Below are 16,442 nucleotides of genomic sequence, written 5' to 3' on the forward strand. Positions count from 1 at the left end.
GGATCAGCGGCGACCCTTCCGGCGGATCCTGATGTCCCGCATGTCGGTCACCGCCACCTGTAGCACCCGGTACGGCACCCCGTACGCCTCCAGCGCCGCGACCGCCCGCCCGGTGGCCTCGTGCTCACCGTCGTCCGGCCCGGCGGGCACCTGGCAGCGGAAGGTGAACGCCGACACGGTGCCGTCGTGGGTGAACGTGCCCGCCTCGGTGAACGCCGTGTCGTGGGCCGCCAGCACCGCGGCCCGCCCCTCCTCGTCGATCCCGTCGAACTTCCCGCGGATGGTCACCCGGAACAACGCTCAGCCCTCCCGTACGGCATAGGTCAGCAAGGGCTCGCCGAGCAGGCCCTCGGTCACGTCCAGCAGCTCCAGCACGGCCTCGGCGATGGTGTCGGGCCCTTGTCCGGCCGCCACCCGCCTGCCGACCTCGGCGTACACCAGCGAGTGCAGGCAGCCGATCTGCCAGGCGACGGCCCGCGGCAGCGGATCGCCCGGCTCGGCCCCCGTCTCCTCGGCGAGCGCGTCGGCGAGCGCGTCGGTCATCTGCCGGCCCAACTCCTCCAGGCGCGCCCGCAGCGTGGGGGCGGCCAGCATCATCTCCAGCACCTGGCCGAACCCGGCCGTCAGCCCCAGGCTGCGCTCGCGCTCGCGCACCTCCTCGCGCAGGCGGCCCAGCACCGCCCGCGCCGCCGACACGCCCGGCGCGCGCTCGCGCACGATGTCGGCGAGCCGCTGCGGCGAGGCCTCCTCGGGCGGCAGCACGAGATCTTCCTTGGCGGTGAAGTAGTTGTAGAGCGTGTTCACCGACACCTCCGCTGCCGCGGCGATCTCGGCGATCGTGACCTGGTCGAAGCCGCGGTCGACGAACAGCCCGATCGCCACGTCGGAGAGGTGCCGGCGGGTCTTGCGCTTCTTGCGCTCGCGAAGCCCTTCGGTCATGACAGGACTCTACTGCAAAAATGGAATGGATTGCAGTTTTGCGGAGGTCATCGGGATTCGACGTCGGCGGCGAACCGGTCCCACGCCGCCTGGCGGGTGATGCCCAGGGCCTCGCCGATCCTGGCCCACGTCACGTTGCGGGCGCGCAGGATGGCCACCCAGGCGCGCAGGTCGCGTTCGGCCTGCTCAAGGGTGAGCGCCTGGCGGGGCAGGGAGGCCAGCACGTCGTCGTCGGACATGCCGGTCACGTACTTGTCGTCCGGGGCAGGGCCCCAGTGGACGCGCCCGCCGTCGCCGGCCGGCGCCTTGCGGAGCTCGGCGTGGACGATCTGCTGGCTCAGGTCGACGCAGGCGTCGCAGATGTAGACGCCGGGCCCGGCGACGACCTTCCTGGCCTCCTCGTGCGGCTTGCCGCAGAACGAACACCTCGTCGCCAGGTGCTCGACGGGGTCCCGACTGGTCTCGCTACGTGTCATCATGCTGTCAGCCTTCCCTTGACGGCTCGCTCTGTCAAGGGGAGGCTGACAATCGTCGGGCTCGCCGCCGGGGCCGCCGGCGAACGCGCGGCGGGCGTGCGGCACGAGCGCCCGCACCGCCGGGCCGCCGCCCTCCCGCCAGACCAGGGCGAGCAGCGCGGGCGTCCGCACGTCGTCGATGAGCAGCGCGGTGAGCCGGTCGCGGTGGAGCGCGGCCATCGACTCGCTGAGAATCGCCACCCCGAGGCCGCGGACGGCCAGGCCGGCGATGGCGTCGGCGGCCCCGGCCTGCAGCGCGATCGGCGGCCGCAGCCCCTGGGCCGCGCACGCCTCGTCGAACACCGCCCGCAGCCCCGTGCCGCGCGGCATGCACACGATCGCCTGCTCGCCCAGGTCGCGCAGGGCGATCCGCCCCCTCCCGGCCAGCGGATGCTCCGGCGGGACGGCCGCGACCAGCCGCTCGCTGACGATCGTCAGCGCCTCCAGACCCTCGGGAACGCCGTTCGCGACGCCGATGAGCGCCAGGTCGAGCGCGCCGCCACGGACCCCCTCGACCAGCTTGTCGGAGTTGTCCTCCAGCAGGGACAGCTCCACGCCCGGATGCGCCCGGCGGAAGGCGGCCAGCGCGTCGAACAGGGGCGTGACCGTGCAGCCGAGCACCATGCCGACCGTCAGCGTGCCGCGGATGAGATCGGTCACCTCGCCCACCGCCTGGCCCACCGCACCGGCGGCGGCCAGCGCGGCGCGGGCGTGTTCGAGCGCCGCCTTGCCCGCGACGGTGAGCGTGGCCACCCGGGCCGACCGGTCGAACAACTCGGCGCCGAGCTCGCGTTCGAGCTGCCGGATCTGGGCGCTGACGCCCGACTGGCTGATGTGCACCCGCTCGGCCGCGCGGGTGAAACTGCGCTCCTCGGCCACCGCGACGAAGTACTCCAGCTGCCTCAGTTCCATAACCTCAGATTGTAGTAGCCATCACAATCATCTGTTGGACTTCTGGAGCGAAAGTCGGCAGGCTGGCACCATGACCGCATACGAGAAGGCCATGCAGCCCGAGGACATCACCCGCCTGTTCGTCGAGCGTTCCAACGCCGGCGACGCGGCCGGCGTCGCCGCGCTCTACGAGGAGGACGCCGTGCTGGCCTACCCGCCCGGCAGCCGCACCGTCGGACGGGCCGCCATCCAGGAGCTGTGGGAGAAGGTGCTGGCCGGCCGCCCGCGCTTCGAGCCGGAGCAGCCGCTGCCGACCCTGGTCAGCGGCGACCTCGCCCTCACCTCGACCCCGCCCAAGGACGGCTCGGGCGCCCGCGCCCAGGTCGTGCGGCGCCAGCCCGACGGGAGCTGGCTGCGCGTCCTCGACCAGCCCGAGTTCGTCCAGCCCGGCGAGCGCGCCTAGGCCGGGACGGCGCCGCTGACGGTGGTGCCCTCGCCGGGCACGCCGCGCACCGACAGGCGCCCGCCCAGCTCGGCGAACGCCTCGCGCATCCGGCCGAAGCCGCCGCCCGGCGCCGTGGAGGCGAAGCCGCGGCCGTTGTCGCTGATCGTCAGGCGCAGGCCCCGGGGCCCGGCGGTCACGGCGAGCGAGGCGGTGCTCGCGCCGCTGTGGGCCTCGACGTTGGCCAGCGCCTCTTCCGCGACCGCCAGCACGGCCCGCCGCCACGCCGCCGCGACGGGACCGGCGGGCAGCGCCCAGATTTCCACGGTGATCCCCGTGCGCTCGGACCACCGGCCGCACAGGCTCTCCAGCTCGCCGGCCAGAGCCGGCCTGGCCTTGTCCATGATGCCCGTCATCGCATCTCCTCCGGACGCCCTTCCCCTTGAACGGGTGGGACTGCCCTGAGCATGGCGATCGGGGCGTTGAGCCTGTGTTGAGCCGTCGTTGAGCCCTCACCCGGGCACGATCGTCGAAGCGTAGCACCACGGCGTCAGCGACGAGGGGACGCTGGTCACCCAGAAGGCGTGCGGCCGGGCGCGAAGGGGTCCAGGCCGGTCAGGGCGGTGCTGGCGGCCCACAGCCGGGCCGCGAGCTCGCGATCGGCCATGTGCCCGCGCACCGGTTCGCGGGCCGGCAGGCCGCGCATCCCCAGCACCCTGGGCCCCCACAGCTCGCCCCCGCGTACGGACGGATCCAGAACGGCCCGCACCGCCGGCCACGCCGCGGCCTCCTTGCCCTGCAGCAGCAGCCCGGCGGGCAGGCCGCGCAGCCGCTCGCCGGCGGTGCGCGGCCGGATCGGCCGTGAGGGCGTCAGGGAGTCCAGCGCGCCGCCGGGATGGGTGACCACGCTCGCCGTGGTGGCGCCCGCGGCGCGCAGGCGGCGGTCCAGCTCGAAGCCGAAGAGCATCTGCGCCAGCTTCGAGCGCGCGTACACCCGCTTGGGCCGGACGTCGCCGCGGCTCTGCAGGTCGTCCAGGTCCAGGGTCTCGGACCTGGCAGTGAGGCTGCCGGTGGTCACGACGCGGGCGGCGGGGGCGGCGGCCAGCAGCGGCGCCAGGTGCGCGACCAGCGCGAAGTGGCCGAGATGGTTGGTGGCGAACATCAGCTCGTGGCCGTCCTTCGTCTCGCGCCGCGGCGGGTCGTCGAGCAGCACGCCGGCGTTGCACACGACGGCGTCCAGGCTCGGCAGTCCAAGCGCCGCGACGACGGCCCCGACCGAGGCGAGGTCGGCCAGATCGAGCGGCACGTGCCGGACGCGCGCGCCGGGGACCCGGCCGCGGATGGACAGCGCGGCGGTCTCCGCTCTGGCGGGGGCGCGGCTGCCCAGGATCACGGTGGCGCCGGTGCCGGCGAGCTGCTCGGCCACGAAGTAGCCGATGCCGGCGTTGCCGCCGGTGACCAGGAAGTGCCTGCCCTGTGCGGACGGCAGGCGCCGGACGTCCCAGGGCGCGGAGGAGGAGGACACGGGAGCGCTCATTTCTGTAGTCGCTATGAATTCAGAATCATTCTAGTTTTTGCTACGATGAGAGCATGACGACAGGACGCCGCGAACGCAAGAAGGCGCAGACCCGCAAGGCCCTGGCCGAGGCCGCGGTGCGGCTGTTCGCCGAGCACGGCTACGACGGCGTCACCGTCGCCCGGGTCGCCGACGAGGCCGACGTCTCCATCGCCACCCTGTTCGCGCACGTGCCCGACGGCAAAGACGCGCTGATCTTCGACGACGGCGACGAGCGGCACGTCTGGCTGGCCGCCGCCGTCCGTGAGCGGCCCCCCGGGCAGAGCGTGCTGGCGGCCCTGCGGAACTGCCTGGCCGAGCGGGGGCCGTTCGCCGGCGACCTGCCGCCCGAGCAGCGGCGCAAACGCGACCTGATCGTGGGCACGCCCGCCCTGCGGGAGTACTCGCGCCGGCTCTGGATCGCCGCCGAGGGCTCGCTGGCCGAGGCGATCGCGGCCGAGACCGGGCGCGACCCCGCCGACATGACCGTGCGCGCGCTGGCCCGGTACGTGCTGGAGATCCCCGAACTGGCCGGCGCCGAGCCCGACCCGCGTGCCGCCCTCGACGCCGTCTTCGACCTGCTGGAGTCCGGCTGGCCCGAGCGCGCCTGACGGCGTCGGGGCGTTGACGCGGCGGACCCGGCTCTGGTCCGCTGTACGTCACTGATCATCGACTTCGGGGAGCGAGCCCGTGTGGTTTCCCAGGCGCCTGGCCGCTGTGATCGTCTCGTCGGTCCTGGCCGTCTCGGCCGTGCCCGGCGCGGCCCGAGCCGCCACGCCCGTCACCGTCTGGCACTGGAACGCGGCCGGCAACACGCTGAACCACGGCTCGACCGGCAACGGCATGGTCCGGGCCGCCGTGGGCTCGATCGTGGCGCGGGGCGCGACCCTCGTCTCGTTCAACGAGCTGTGTGCGAGCCAGTACCAGGCGCTGGTCACCGGCCTGCGGGAGGCCGGCTGGCCCGCTGACGACGGCAACTTCGCCCGGTTCGTCGCCACCTACCCCGCCCAGACCGGCGGGCCGTGCTGACCAGGCTGGAGGCGTACCACGCGGCCGGTGACACGGTGGTCGTCGCGGGCGACTTCAACCTGCCGCCCGACGCCGCCCGCCTGAACGGCTACTACTCCCCCACCGTGAACACCCCCAACAACCGCGGCAACACCGGCCGCTACCACGAGCTCGACGACGCCGACGCGGGCAACTGCTCCGGCTACGGCGAGCTGACCGTCAGCACGCCGGACGGCAAGGGCCCGTGCGGCTCGGGCACGAAGCTCGACATGATCTTCGCCAGGGCCGACCGGATCAGCGGCGCCTACGCGGCCGACTCGCTCGCCCCCGCGACCACGTGCACCGGCAACCCGGGCGGCCTGTGCTCCGACCACCGCGTGCTGGTCGGGACCGTCACCCTGTCGTGAGCACGGCCGTGGCCCACCCCGGGGAGCTCGGGGCGGGCCACGGCCTTTCCGGCAGGCGGACGCTCACCGCCCCGGCCGCACCCCCTGCTGACAGGGGGCTGTCAAACAGCGGCCATCCACCTTGTCGGGCAGGTCGCGCGGGCGCACAGTCAAGGCACATCACCGCCCAGGAGGATGGATGAACGGAAGACCTGCCCCCCACCGTCACGCCACGACCGCGGTAAGACGTCTCTTATCCGCTGGTCTGGCCGTGTTCGCCGCCGCCTTCCTCGTCGCGACCCCCGCCGGGGCCCTGGCGCTGCCGACGGCCAAGGAATTCGTGTCGAGCCTCGACCTCGACTGCTTCAAGACCACGACGTACCAGCCGCCGGCCGTCGCGCTGACGCTGAAGCACATCAACCCGGTGCTCGCCAACCAGCCGCCCGTGCAGGTCACGCTCGGCCCGCGTGAGCAGGTCTGCGTGCCGGTGGCCAAGAACAACGTCATCCCGCCGTCGCCCGCGCTCGACTTCGTCAGGTTCGTCGACCTGTCCTGCTACCGGGTGAGCGGCCCGCAGATCAACCTGCCCCTGTCGCTGCGCCACCTCAACCCCGTCCTGCAGGGCCTGCCGGGCCTCAGCGTCACGCTGAGCTCGCCGCAGCAGCTGTGCGTGCCGGTCAGCAAGAACGGCGTCGTCCCGCCGCCGGACGTGCTGAACGTCGTCTCGCACATCGACCTGCTGTGCTACGCGCACACGCCGAACCCGTCGATGAACAAGGCGCTGAACCTCACCCAGCTCAACCCCGTCCTGGTCAACCAGATCCCGCCCAGGACCGTGCAGGTGGCCGCCGCCCGTCAGCTCTGCGTCCCGGTGCAGAAAGGCGGCGACCAGATCCCGGCGGACGTGTTCGCCCTCGTCCGCTGGGTCGACCTGGAGAAGTTCGACGTCTCCAGCCCGGCGACCCCCATCGTGTCGCTGACGCTGAAGCACCTGAACCCGGTGCTGGCGAACCTGCCCGCCGAGGAGCTGCGGCTCACCGGCCCCTCGCAGCTCGCCGTGCCCGTCTCCAAGAACGGCGCGGTGCCGCCCGCCTGACGCACCCGGCCGGGCCGCGACCACCGGCCCGGCCGCCTTCCGCCCGATCCCCCAGGACAAAGGATTTCCCAGCTTCGGGTCGTCCGAGAGTGGCGTCCGACCGCAAGCGGTATGACCTGTTTCCGATAGGTCGTGGAGCATTCGGGGGAACGGTGGGAATGTCCTGGCGGGCGGCGGTGACACTGCTCGCCGCCGTGGCGCTGACCGGTGGTTGCGGCGACGGCGGTCCGGACAGCTCCGGAGCGGGCGAGGCCGGGCCCGGCGCGCCCAGGCAGGCCCGGCCCGTGATCACGCCGGACACCCCGATCGTCCCCGACGACGCCGGCGACCTCCCCGACCCCACCGCGCAGGTGGGACTGGACTGCCAGAAGATCCTCCAGGACCGGGACTTCGCCGGACCGGCGGCGCGGAAGATCGACGAGGTGGCCGCCGACCCCGGCAGCTCCGACAGCCAGAAGGCGGTGGCCAACGCCTGCGGCGCGGTGATCAAGGCGAACAGCGGGAAATGGGACGAGTCGATCAAGCGGGCCGACGCCGCGAACCGTCACCGGAAGGACATTCCCCGGCAGATGCGCGCGCCGTTGTTCGCCATGATCGACCAGGCGGAACTGGAGAGCGCCGCCGCGCTGGGCGAACGCGACAGGGTCAGGCAGGTCATCGCCCGCATCAAGCGGGAGGGCGGCCAGGTCCCGGACGGCTACCTGAGGAACGCGTGCGCGGTGGTGTCCGGCACCGAGACCCTTCCGGAGTGCGCGACGCTCACCGCCCCGCCCGGCCCCTCGCAGCCTTCGTCCGGGCCCTCGTCCGAGCCCTCGTCCGAGCTCACGTCCGGGCCCGCGCAGCCGTCGGAGCCGGGCGAGCCGTCCTCCGTAGCGCCTGGCACCGAGCCGCCCGGTGAGCCCCCGGACACCGGCGGCGGGACCGGGCCGCCCGGCGACCACTCCGAGCCGCCGCCGGAGGAGCCCGGCCCGGCGCCGGGCCCGTCGTGACCGCCCCACCGCCCGCTGCCGAACCCCCGGACGACGACGGCGGCACCGGGCAGGACGTGTCCCGCCTGTGGCGGATCCTCGCCCACGTCGTGACGCCGACCACCTTCATCGCCGCCATCATGGTGTACTTCGGGGCGGTCCGTACCAACACCATGTACGCCCGCCTCGGCGTGGACCAGAGCATGCTGGGCCTGTCCCTGCAGGACTACGCGCTGCGCAGCGTCACGCTGGCGGCAGAGCCGCTGATCCTCGTGCTGGTGACGGCGCTGGTCGCGCCGCCGGCGCACGCGTGGCTGACCCGGTCCGCCGAGCGGCATCGCGCCTTCGCCAGGTGGGCGGTCAGGATCATGGCCGTCCTCGGGGCGGCGGGGGCCGCGGTGGGCATCGCGAGCCTGGCCGGATGGCGGCCGCTGCCGCCCTACGCCATGCCCCTCTGCCTGGGCCTGGGCGTCTTCTTGCTGGTCTACGGCTCCTCCCTGCGGCAACGGCTCGATGCGCGTCTCACGCCCTCCGCCACCGACCGGCTCGTCCGGCGCACGCTCTGCACGGCGCTGCTGCTGTTCCTGCTGCTGTGGGGGATCACCCTCTTCGCGCAGTCACGCGGTGAGCGGGAGGCCGACCGGACGCTGGCCGACATGCGCAGGCTGCCGAACACGGTGGTCTACGCGGCCCGGCGCCTGAACCTGCAGGGACCGGGCATCACCGAGACCGCCCTGCCCGACCCCGGCGCGATGTACCGCTTCCGCTACGCCGGCCTGCGCCTGCTGATCAACTCCAACCAGCGGTACTTCCTCCTGCCCGCCTGCTGGATGTCCGACCTGTCGGCGCGGGCGATCGCCCTGCCCGCCGACGACTCGCTGCGCCTGGAGTTCGGCGTGTTCCGGATGCCCCCCGACTGCCCGCCCTGACCGCCCGCCCCGGCCGACCGCTGGTCGCGGTCACACGCCGATATGCACGTACGGCGCCCAGAACATCGGGCTGCCGAAACGGGCGGTGCCGCGCAGCCGGGTGACGGCCCGGTGCAGCGCCACCGCGGGGTCGGCGGCGCCCGCGGCGAGAACGGCGTACACGTCCGCGGCCACCTCGGCGGCCGAGGCGTCGTACATCGACCACAGGGTGCCGATCACGTTGCGGTAGCCCGCGAGCTGGAACGCCGCGGCCAGGTGGATGGCCTCGTCGGTGAGCGCGGCGTCGCCCTGCGCGGTCTCGCAGGCCGACAGGAAGGCCAGATCGCCCTCGTCCACGCCGACCGTGGTCAGGTCGAGCACGGTCAGGTCGGCGTCGTGCAGCGCCAGGCGGCTGGCGGAGGGGGCGGCGTCGTCCTGGTCGCCGTGGCAGGCGAAGTGGACCCGCCGGTAGGCGGGAATGGCGTCGAGCACGGCGCGCCGGGTGGCGGCCGAGTCCTCGATCACGACCGCCCGCGGGCCCAGGGCGTCGCGGATGGCCCGTACCTCGGCGGGGACCTGGGGCAGGTTCGCGTACTGCCGGTCAGGGCGCGAGGTGGCGGCCAGCGCGGCCACCAGGACCGGCGCGGACGGCGGCGCCGACGGCATGGCCCTGGCGCGGAGCAGGGCCTGAAGGGTCGGCGTGTAGGAGGACACGACGTGGTCGCCCGCCCACGGGCCGCCGTCACGGTGCCGTCCGGCGGCGTGCAACGGCAGGCCCGCCAGCGGCCCGGTGGGGCACCACCAGAGCCTGGGCGGGTCTCCGTCCGCGGCCACGGGCAGGCCGAGCTCGTGCAGCACGGGGCCGGTGACGGCGTCCCACAACCATTCCAGGGTGGCCAGCACGGTCTGGGCGGCGGAGATGCGCGCCGCCATGCCGCCGTGCGCCGCTGCGAGCGTGCGGCGGAACTCCCGGGCCCGCCCGGCGGCCTCCTCGCGGCTCAGCCGCGGCAGCGGCAGCACGCGCAGCCCGCCGGTGGTGAGGAGCAACGCGTCGCAGCGCCGCCGGTCCAGGTTGACCAGGACGACGGGACCGCGGTCGGCGGCCGTGCGCAGGGCTGTGAAGTCAGGCGGCCGGAGGAAGGACGCGAAGCCCGGCAGCTCCCTGATCCGGTCGCACAGCTCGGTGAAGCGGGCCGTCGCCCGGCGCCGCAGGTCGGCTTCGAGCCGCCGGTCGGGACGCCCGATCGAGCCGAGTTCGTCGGGTTGCAGTGACTCGCCGGCCGACGGCCTGTCCAGGACGGCGCTCACCTCGTCGAACTCGGCGGCGAGCCCGGGATGACGGGCGCGCAGCTCGCTCCGGTCGCTTCTGGTCTGGAGCAGCTGGGCCCACAACACGCTGCGTCCCTGTTCGAGCAGCTGGACGGCGGCCCTCGGCGCTCCCGCGACCAGCGCCGAGGCGGCCGCCTCCGTGGCCAGCCCCGCCGCCTGCCTGAGCTGGTACTCCTGCGAGCCCCGGTCGAGCCCGCGCCAGGCCGCGAGCGGCAGCAGTTCCTGCACGCACACCCGGTACTGCTCCAGGGCCTCGACCGGGTGGCCGTGGTGCAGGTTGTAGCCGGCGTACATGCGGGTGTTCTCCAGCCGGGCCAGGGAGTCCTGCGAGGTGACGCCGGCGGAGAGCCGGAAGGCGGCCATGGCGCGGTCGCGGTCGCGGCTGCGGCGGCGGCGTTCGTACCTCTCGTTCAGGGCCAGCCCGAGCTGGGAGGCGCGGGCGGCCAGCAGGGGGTCGTCGGGCGGGGTCGCGTCCACCGACGCCTCCAGGTGCCGGATGGCGGCGCGCAGGTCGCGCATCCGGTCCGTACGCCAGAAGCGCAGCAGCCGGCCGTGGCCCACCAGGTGCTGCTGGCCGGCCCACGACGGGTCGTCCCTGGACGTGGCGGCCAGCCCTTCTCGGCCCAGGCGGACGATCTCCTCCAGGTCGCCGGGGTGGTCGTCGTAGCGGCTGACGTACAGCAGCGACAGGCCCTTGGTGAGGACGGGCCGGAAGGCGTGACCGGGCGGGAGCATCGCCAGGGCCTCGCGGCCGGCCGCGATCGCCTCGTCGAGGTCGCCGGGCCTGCCCCGCACGTCGGCGCGGCGGCGCAGCACGCCCGCCTTGTGGTACAACATCGGCGCCCGTTGCGTCAGGTCGGCGGTGGGAGCGGCCAGGGCCCGTTCGATCGTCTCGGCCGCCTCGTCGAGGTCCCCCCTGTCGCCGCGGTGGTCGGCCCGCTTCCACAGGCCGCCGCTGAGCGCCTGGAGCGTGGGGCCCGTGAGCGGAGAGCGCGACGGCAGCGCGGCCAGCGCGGAGCGGGCGAGGTCGACGGACCTGTCGAGGTCGGCGACCTCGCCGAGCATCGTGTACCGCTGCGACAGCACGATGGCCAGCTGGGTCTGGCAGGGCGGCCGTTGCGGGTGGTCCTCGGGCAGCTCGTCGAGCGCCTGCGTGAGGGTCCGCGCGGCAGACTCGACGTCGGCGCGGTCGCCGGTGCGCTGGCCGCGGATGCGCTGCGCCTCGGCCAGGTTGAGCATGGCGTTCGCCCGGACGGATCCGCGCACCGGCAGGCGCAGCGCCTCCTCGCCCGCCGCGATCGCCGCGTCCAGGACGGCCGGGGACCCGGTCGACTCGGCCCGCGCGGTGAGAGCCTGCGACAGCACGTTCAGGGCGAATGCCCGGTTGGGGTGCCCGTCCGGCAACTCGGGCAGGGCCCGGCGCAGGGCGGAGATCGCCTCGTCGAGCGTGCCGGGGTCGGCGGCGAGCCGGGAGTTCTGGGCCAGGGCCCGGCCCAGCGCCAGTTGCGCGTTGAAGCGCCGCTCGCCGGGCGGCGCCGAACGTGCGGCCTGCCGGGCCAGGTCGAGGGCGGCGTCGGCGCCGGCGCCGGCGGAGTGGGCGGCGCCGTCCTGCAGCACGATGCTGAGCTCCGACTCGAGCACGCTGCGGTTGGGGTGGGTCGCGGGCGTCGTGTCGAGCGCCGCCCGGTACGCGTCCACGGCCGCCTTCAGGTGGGCCGGATCGCCGTCCTGGCGGTGCAGGCGCGACCTCGTCATGCCCCGGACGTGCTCGACGAGCCTGCGGTCGTCGTGGCCGGGCGGCATGAGCTCGTCCGCCTCCGCGACGAGGGCGAGCGCGTCGTCGAGGACGGCCCGCTCGCCGGTCAGGTCGTGGACGGCGCACCGGACGAGAGCGAGCTGCACCTTCAGGTGGCCGGTGACCGGAAGGTCGGTCCGGGTCAGGTCGGCGAGCATGTCCGCGGAGCGGTCGAGGTCCCGGCGGTCGCCGCGCGCCGCGTAGCGGGCGTACAGGGCTCCGGTGAGGGTGAAGCGCAGCAGGTGGAGCCGGTCCTCGTCGTGACCGGGCGTGGTCAGGGCCCGGTCGGCCTGGGCGATGGCCGCCTCCAGCTCGTCCGGATCGGCGGTGATCGCCCTCATGACCCTGGCCGTGGCCCGGCTCACCTCGTCCTGCAGGTCCTCGCCCGAGCCCAGATCGGCCTGGTCGCCGGTGACGGAGAAGCGGGCGGTGCTCGTCGCCTGCAACTCCTCGCGCAGCTCCTGGTCGTCGGGCCGGTCCCGCAGGAGGGCGCGGACGCGGGCGGCGAGCTCGTCGACGTCATCCAGACGCGCCCCCTGGGAGATGCGGTTCCACAGCAGGTTGCGCAGCACCTGGTCCGCGAACCGGTCGAGTGCGGACAACCCCGGGCGCGGGTCGCCGAGGGCCCGGCGCAGGACGGTGATCGCGTCGTCCCGGTCGGCGGGCAGCCGGGTGGCGCCGAACCGGGCGTACAGCATCAAACCGTGCTGGAGCACGGCGAAGCGGCGGGCGGGCAGGTCCGCGGGCAGGTCGTCCGCCAGGGCGGCCCAGCCGGTGAGCAGGTCGTCGAGGTCCTCGGGGCGTTCCAGCATGGCGTAGCGGTTGCCGACGATCGTCAACCGGCCGATCTCGTACCGCCGGCGGTGCAGCCCCGTGTGGGGCAGGAGCGCGATCGCTTCGTCCATGGTCGCGATCGCCGTCCGGGCGAGCTCCGGGTCCCCGGCCTCCGTCGCCCGCACGCTCAGCACCACCGACAGCCTGTTCAGATCCGCCGCCCGGTCCAGGTCGGAGTCTCCGTCGGGACGGCCCAGGGCGATCGCCCGGCGGCACAGCTCCAGCGCGCCGGCGAGGTCGCCGGGCTCTCCCCCGCCCATCATGCGGCGTCTGGCGACGGTCAGTCCCAGCTTCGACAGCGCCGCGGCGGAGTCGGGCGCGAGGTCGGCCGCCTGCCGATACCGGACGATCGCGGCGTCGATGTCGGCCGGGGCGGCGGTGAGGTCCCACTTCGCGACCAGCGCGTCAGCCGCGGCGATCAGGCCCGTGAGTCGTTCCCGCACGTCCGCGGGAGGATTCTCCAGCGCGGTCAGGCAGGCGGCGACGGCCTGGTCCAGGTCGTCCCGGGCGCCGGTGCGGCCGTGGCGCATCAGCAACGCCCTGCCGTGCGGCGTGCCGCCCTCCCGGGCGTACAGGTCTACCGCCTGGTCGAGGGCTTCGAGGTCGTCCTCGCGTTCGAAGCGGGCCAGCAGCTCGGCCGGGTCGGGTTCCATGTCCGCTCAGAGCGGCCGGAGGAATCGCGGGATACCGGAGAGGGCCGTCCATCGTGGACGATGTGACCATGACCGAGGACGAGGCGCGGGCGTACCTCTGCGCCGAACTTCCCTCTCTGCGGCGGGACGCCGCCGCCGGCGGCTGGACGGCGGCCCTGGCCGACGCGCTGACCGTGCTCGACGAGGGCGGCACGGCCCGCGACGTGCTGACGCTGCTCGACCCCGCCACGGCCGAAGACGCCGACGAGTCGCGCGGAGATCCGCATCCGCAGCCGTATCTGCTGTTCGGCGCCGCCGGGCCCGAGCTGCGCGGCGTGTACGTCTGCCCAGACGGCTGGTGCCCCCGCCGGTCGGGTCGCGACGCCGCGAACCGGCCCCCCGTCTGCGCCCTGCGCCGGCGGCCCATGCGTTTCACGGAGTCGTGACCGCCGTGCTCGACGGGTTGCTCACCGAGGTCGGCAAGAAGGCCACCGAACGCTGGCTGTCCCCGGCCTGGCCGCTCGGTCTCTGCTTCGCGGCGGCGGCCTGGTGCACGGTCACCCTCGGCCATGCCCACGCCCTCGATCTGGGCCTGCTCGTCCGGCGCACCCGCGCCGGCCTGACCCGGATCGGCCTCGACCCGGTGGCGCTGGTGACGGTGGGGGTCATCGCGGTGCTGGCCGCCGCCGTGGCGGCGGGCCTGGCCCGGCTGGCGGTGGGCGCGGTCGAGCGGTTGTGGCTGCTGGAACGGCGCGGACGCAGGCTCACCTGGCCGGGGCGGCGGCTCGCGCTGCTGGAGGAGCGGGTGCGGGCCGAGTACCACGGACTGCGGGTCTCCCTGGTGTGGCCCCGGTTGTGGTCGCTGCTGGAGGATCACCAGCGCGTACCCGTACGCGACGCCCGCGCGGCGCTCGACACCGCCGCGCTCACCGTGAGCTGGGGCCTGCTGTACGCGCTCCTCGGCTGCGCCTGGTGGCCCGGCGCCGTGGTCGCGGCGGGCCTGGTGACCGGCGGCTGGACGGCCGGCCGGCGCCATGCCCACGCGTACGCGACCCTGGTGGAGAGCCTGGTGGACGTCCGCCAGCGCGACCTGGCCACGGCGCTGGGCGTGGAGCTGCAGCACGGCGTGATCACGGCGGAGGAGGCCGGCCAGATCAACGCCCGGCTGCACAAGGGCGGCCCCGACCTCCCGGCGCGCCGCCGCCCGGAGTGAGGGCCCGACTCCGGGCGGCCGGGTGCGGCCCGTGCAGTTACGGCAGGCCCGCTCTTGGGCGTTCGTGGTGGTGTGCCCTCGGGAGGCTGAGGCCCGCTGCGGAGGAGGTCGTACCGTCAACTCGCCGGGTCGTCATGGGAGAACCGTTCCGGGCGGAAGTCGGCGAGCGTCTCGTCCCTCCTCCCGCTGACGATCTCCGAGGCGAGCAGCCGGCCGATCACCGGCCCGAGCGTGATGCCGCTGTGGGAGACGGCCTCGTAGTAGCCCGGCACGGACGGCACCGCTCCCACCGAGGGGTATCCGTCGCCCGGGATGGGCCGGTCGACCACCCGTGTCCCGGCGATGCGGGAGTCCTCGAACCCGCGAACGACGTGCCGCGCCGACTCGTGCAGCAGCCGTTCGAGCGCCGCCGGCTCTTCGCCGGTGTCGATGAGCGCGTCGACCTCGCGGCTGTGGAGGACCGCCGAAGCGTCTCCGTCAGGACGGATCGCGACGCGGGGCGCGTGCATGGTCCGGCGGATCGGCACCTGGGCACACTCGATCCGGGTGACGAGGCCGGGCTCCCGGCGCATCGGCAAGTGCCGCGCGACGAGCCCGGCGACGTGGGCGGCGCCGGGTCCCGCGGCGTTCACGACGACGTCGACGTCGAGACGGCTGCCGTCGGACAGGGTGACGGTCCGTACGCTCCCGTCGGCGGCTGTGCCGACGTCATGGACCGTGGTGCCGAACCGGGGCTCGGCGCCGGCCGCGACGGCCTGATCGACCAGGCGGCCGACGAGATGGCGTCCGTGCACCCAGGCTTCGTCGGGAAAGAACACGACCGGAACCTCGTCGGCCAGCGTGAGCGCGGGTTCGAGGTGGCGGCGTACCTCGGCTCCCGTGCGTACCTCGGCCCGGTAGCCCCAGCCGGCCAGCAGCCCGGCCGTTTCCAGGAGGCTCGCCTCCGTCGCGGGGTCGTCCGCCCAGCGCAGGTGGCCGCCGGGGTGCCACCATGGGTCCGGCCCGATGATCCCGGCAAGCTCGCGGTACGCCGCCATGCTCGCGACGTTCAGGTCGAAGTAGGACCTGCTCGCGGTCTTGGCGCTGGCGTTGACCCACGAGAACGACCAGTCGGTGACCCCTTCACCCGGCCGGCCGGCGTCGACGAAGACCACCTTGACGCCGTGCCGTGCCAGATTCCAGCCCACACAGGCTCCGAGAACGCCCACCCCGATGACAGCAACACATCCAGGCCGCTCCACGACCCGATTCTCGCACGAACACTCGTCTCCGGCCCCATGGCAGCGGCGCCAACCGAGCCATCCGATCAGGAGTGCGTCGCTTGGACCGCCCACCAGCCGAGAACAACGGGCAGGCGTTTCACGGCCTTTGGGCTTGCTCGGACAACTAACGAGGAGATCTCATGCTGAGAAGACTCATCCCGGCTGCTGTCGCTGCCATCTCTCTCGCAGGGCTGGCGTTCGTGTCACCCGCGAGCGCGGCAAGCCTTCCCGATCGCCTGTATGGCTGCGGGCGGGGAGATTTCTGCGTGTATTCGACAGAGGTCCTCTCGGAAGCAACGAAGATCGGCATCGGCCGGGGCGAAGACTGGTCGGCCATCGGGGTGCTCTTCAGCCCCTACAAGAACGTCCGGTCCTTCTTCAACTACGGCCGGCCCGCCACCGAGGACCACGTCGTGGTCTCGTTCGTCAATTCGGCCGGCCAGAGCGGGTCGATGTGCGTTCACCGCGCCGAGGACGGTGACGTCGGGGTGGGACATGAGACCTACCCTCTGCCCGTGACCGTCACCAAGATCGACTGGGTCGACAGCGCCCAGGGTCCGTGCTGGGGGTAGCCCGCATCCGCCGGGAATCCGGCGGAACGGCGGCCCGGCGCGCGGCGGTCCGGGCGGCGTCCGAGCTGTCGTACGCGGGGCTGCCGGGCCGGCGCGG

At 73.9% G+C, this 16,442-nt stretch carries 17 protein-coding genes; 10 read left to right on the forward strand and 7 right to left on the reverse strand.

Annotated features, from left to right (window positions below; all coding sequences use genetic code 11):
• Positions 1-3: 3 nt before the first annotated feature.
• The 3 genes from ACIBQ6_RS11930 to ACIBQ6_RS11940 are packed head-to-tail and all read right to left on the reverse strand — an operon-like array spanning position 4 to position 2,366.
• Complete coding sequence (locus ACIBQ6_RS11930) at positions 4-288, reverse strand: DUF6204 family protein (RefSeq protein WP_358286809.1); 285 nt, start codon at positions 286-288, stop codon at positions 4-6.
• Between the two features lie 12 nt (positions 289-300).
• Positions 301-939 (reverse strand): TetR/AcrR family transcriptional regulator, encoded by a 639-nt coding sequence (locus ACIBQ6_RS11935; protein ID WP_397211502.1) that lies wholly within the window; start codon positions 937-939, stop codon positions 301-303.
• Positions 940-986: 47 nt separating this feature from the next.
• Positions 987-2,366, reverse strand: a complete 1,380-nt coding sequence (locus tag ACIBQ6_RS11940; protein WP_397211504.1) for a LysR substrate-binding domain-containing protein — start codon at positions 2,364-2,366, stop codon at positions 987-989.
• A gap of 70 nt (positions 2,367-2,436) precedes the next feature.
• Here ACIBQ6_RS11940 and ACIBQ6_RS11945 point away from each other — a divergent pair, with 70 nt between their 5' ends.
• Positions 2,437-2,808 (forward strand): nuclear transport factor 2 family protein, encoded by a 372-nt coding sequence (locus ACIBQ6_RS11945; protein WP_358286815.1) that lies wholly within the window; start codon positions 2,437-2,439, stop codon positions 2,806-2,808.
• Here ACIBQ6_RS11945 and ACIBQ6_RS11950 read toward each other — a convergent pair.
• Both ACIBQ6_RS11950 and ACIBQ6_RS11955 read right to left on the reverse strand, forming a co-directional pair.
• Positions 2,805-3,203 (reverse strand): hypothetical protein, encoded by a 399-nt coding sequence (locus ACIBQ6_RS11950; protein ID WP_358286817.1) that lies wholly within the window; start codon positions 3,201-3,203, stop codon positions 2,805-2,807. The genes ACIBQ6_RS11945 and ACIBQ6_RS11950 overlap by 4 nt on opposite strands.
• Before the next feature lie 155 nt (positions 3,204-3,358).
• Positions 3,359-4,312, reverse strand: coding sequence for an SDR family NAD(P)-dependent oxidoreductase (locus tag ACIBQ6_RS11955; RefSeq protein WP_397211506.1), 954 nt, complete (start codon positions 4,310-4,312; stop codon positions 3,359-3,361).
• A gap of 65 nt (positions 4,313-4,377) precedes the next feature.
• Here ACIBQ6_RS11955 and ACIBQ6_RS11960 point away from each other — a divergent pair, with 65 nt between their 5' ends.
• The 6 genes from ACIBQ6_RS11960 to ACIBQ6_RS11985 all read left to right on the forward strand — a co-directional run bounded on the left by ACIBQ6_RS11960 (position 4,378) and on the right by ACIBQ6_RS11985 (position 8,729).
• Positions 4,378-4,953 (forward strand): TetR family transcriptional regulator, encoded by a 576-nt coding sequence (locus ACIBQ6_RS11960; RefSeq protein ID WP_358286821.1) that lies wholly within the window; start codon positions 4,378-4,380, stop codon positions 4,951-4,953.
• Between the two features lie 79 nt (positions 4,954-5,032).
• Positions 5,033-5,371, forward strand: a complete 339-nt coding sequence (locus ACIBQ6_RS11965) for a hypothetical protein (protein WP_397211508.1) — start codon at positions 5,033-5,035, stop codon at positions 5,369-5,371.
• On the forward strand, positions 5,365-5,757 hold the full coding sequence (locus tag ACIBQ6_RS11970; RefSeq protein ID WP_397211510.1) for a hypothetical protein: 393 nt from the start codon (positions 5,365-5,367) through the stop codon (positions 5,755-5,757). Before ACIBQ6_RS11965 ends, ACIBQ6_RS11970 begins: the two co-directional genes overlap by 7 nt.
• A gap of 178 nt (positions 5,758-5,935) precedes the next feature.
• A complete protein-coding gene (locus ACIBQ6_RS11975) occupies positions 5,936-6,832 on the forward strand; it encodes a hypothetical protein (protein WP_397211512.1) in 897 nt (298 codons plus the stop codon).
• A gap of 158 nt (positions 6,833-6,990) precedes the next feature.
• A complete protein-coding gene (locus tag ACIBQ6_RS11980) occupies positions 6,991-7,821 on the forward strand; it encodes a hypothetical protein (RefSeq protein ID WP_397211514.1) in 831 nt (276 codons plus the stop codon).
• The gene (locus ACIBQ6_RS11985) at positions 7,818-8,729 is read left to right on the forward strand and encodes a hypothetical protein (protein WP_397211516.1); all 912 of its coding nucleotides are present in this window, start codon (positions 7,818-7,820) and stop codon (positions 8,727-8,729) included. Before ACIBQ6_RS11980 ends, ACIBQ6_RS11985 begins: the two co-directional genes overlap by 4 nt.
• 30 nt (positions 8,730-8,759) lie before the next feature.
• Here ACIBQ6_RS11985 and ACIBQ6_RS11990 read toward each other — a convergent pair whose 3' ends face one another.
• On the reverse strand, positions 8,760-13,319 hold the full coding sequence (locus ACIBQ6_RS11990; RefSeq protein WP_397211518.1) for a CHAT domain-containing protein: 4,560 nt from the start codon (positions 13,317-13,319) through the stop codon (positions 8,760-8,762).
• 68 nt (positions 13,320-13,387) lie between these two features.
• On the opposite strand from ACIBQ6_RS11990, the gene ACIBQ6_RS11995 reads away from it, so the two are divergent.
• Both ACIBQ6_RS11995 and ACIBQ6_RS12000 read left to right on the forward strand, forming a co-directional pair.
• Positions 13,388-13,744, forward strand: coding sequence for a hypothetical protein (locus tag ACIBQ6_RS11995; protein WP_358286833.1), 357 nt, complete (start codon positions 13,388-13,390; stop codon positions 13,742-13,744).
• Entirely contained in the window at positions 13,741-14,511 is a 771-nt protein-coding gene (locus ACIBQ6_RS12000) for a hypothetical protein (RefSeq protein ID WP_397211520.1), read from the forward strand. The genes ACIBQ6_RS11995 and ACIBQ6_RS12000 overlap by 4 nt, the downstream gene beginning before the upstream one ends.
• Positions 14,512-14,627: 116 nt before the next feature.
• Here ACIBQ6_RS12000 and ACIBQ6_RS12005 read toward each other — a convergent pair whose 3' ends face one another.
• A complete protein-coding gene (locus ACIBQ6_RS12005; RefSeq protein WP_397211522.1) occupies positions 14,628-15,845 on the reverse strand; it encodes an NAD(P)/FAD-dependent oxidoreductase in 1,218 nt (405 codons plus the stop codon).
• Positions 15,846-15,913: 68 nt separating this feature from the next.
• Between ACIBQ6_RS12005 and ACIBQ6_RS12010 the strand changes: the two genes are divergently transcribed.
• Positions 15,914-16,345: a hypothetical protein gene (locus ACIBQ6_RS12010; RefSeq protein ID WP_397211524.1), complete on the forward strand. Its 432-nt coding sequence runs from the start codon at positions 15,914-15,916 to the stop codon at positions 16,343-16,345.
• Positions 16,346-16,442: the final 97 nt, after the last annotated feature.

This window comes from Nonomuraea sp. NPDC049655, from assembly GCF_044465465.1.
GTDB lineage: Bacteria > Actinomycetota > Actinomycetes > Streptosporangiales > Streptosporangiaceae > Nonomuraea.

Bases quoted from the DNA above. Each gene is read 5' to 3' on its own strand.
- ACIBQ6_RS11935 (WP_397211502.1), bottom strand. From the start codon at position 939: ATGACCGAAGGGCTTCGCGAGCGCAAGAAGCGCAAGACCCGCCGGCAC.
- ACIBQ6_RS11940 (WP_397211504.1), bottom strand. From the start codon at position 2,366: ATGGAACTGAGGCAGCTGGAGTACTTCGTCGCGGTGGCCGAGGAGCGC.
- ACIBQ6_RS11945 (WP_358286815.1), top strand. From the start codon at position 2,437: ATGACCGCATACGAGAAGGCCATGCAGCCCGAGGACATCACCCGCCTG.
- ACIBQ6_RS11950 (WP_358286817.1), bottom strand. From the start codon at position 3,203: ATGACGGGCATCATGGACAAGGCCAGGCCGGCTCTGGCCGGCGAGCTG.
- ACIBQ6_RS11960 (WP_358286821.1), top strand. From the start codon at position 4,378: ATGACGACAGGACGCCGCGAACGCAAGAAGGCGCAGACCCGCAAGGCC.
- ACIBQ6_RS11975 (WP_397211512.1), top strand. From the start codon at position 5,936: ATGAACGGAAGACCTGCCCCCCACCGTCACGCCACGACCGCGGTAAGA.
- ACIBQ6_RS11980 (WP_397211514.1), top strand. From the start codon at position 6,991: ATGTCCTGGCGGGCGGCGGTGACACTGCTCGCCGCCGTGGCGCTGACC.
- ACIBQ6_RS11990 (WP_397211518.1), bottom strand. From the start codon at position 13,319: ATGGAACCCGACCCGGCCGAGCTGCTGGCCCGCTTCGAACGCGAGGAC.
- ACIBQ6_RS11995 (WP_358286833.1), top strand. From the start codon at position 13,388: ATGACCGAGGACGAGGCGCGGGCGTACCTCTGCGCCGAACTTCCCTCT.
- ACIBQ6_RS12010 (WP_397211524.1), top strand. From the start codon at position 15,914: ATGCTGAGAAGACTCATCCCGGCTGCTGTCGCTGCCATCTCTCTCGCA.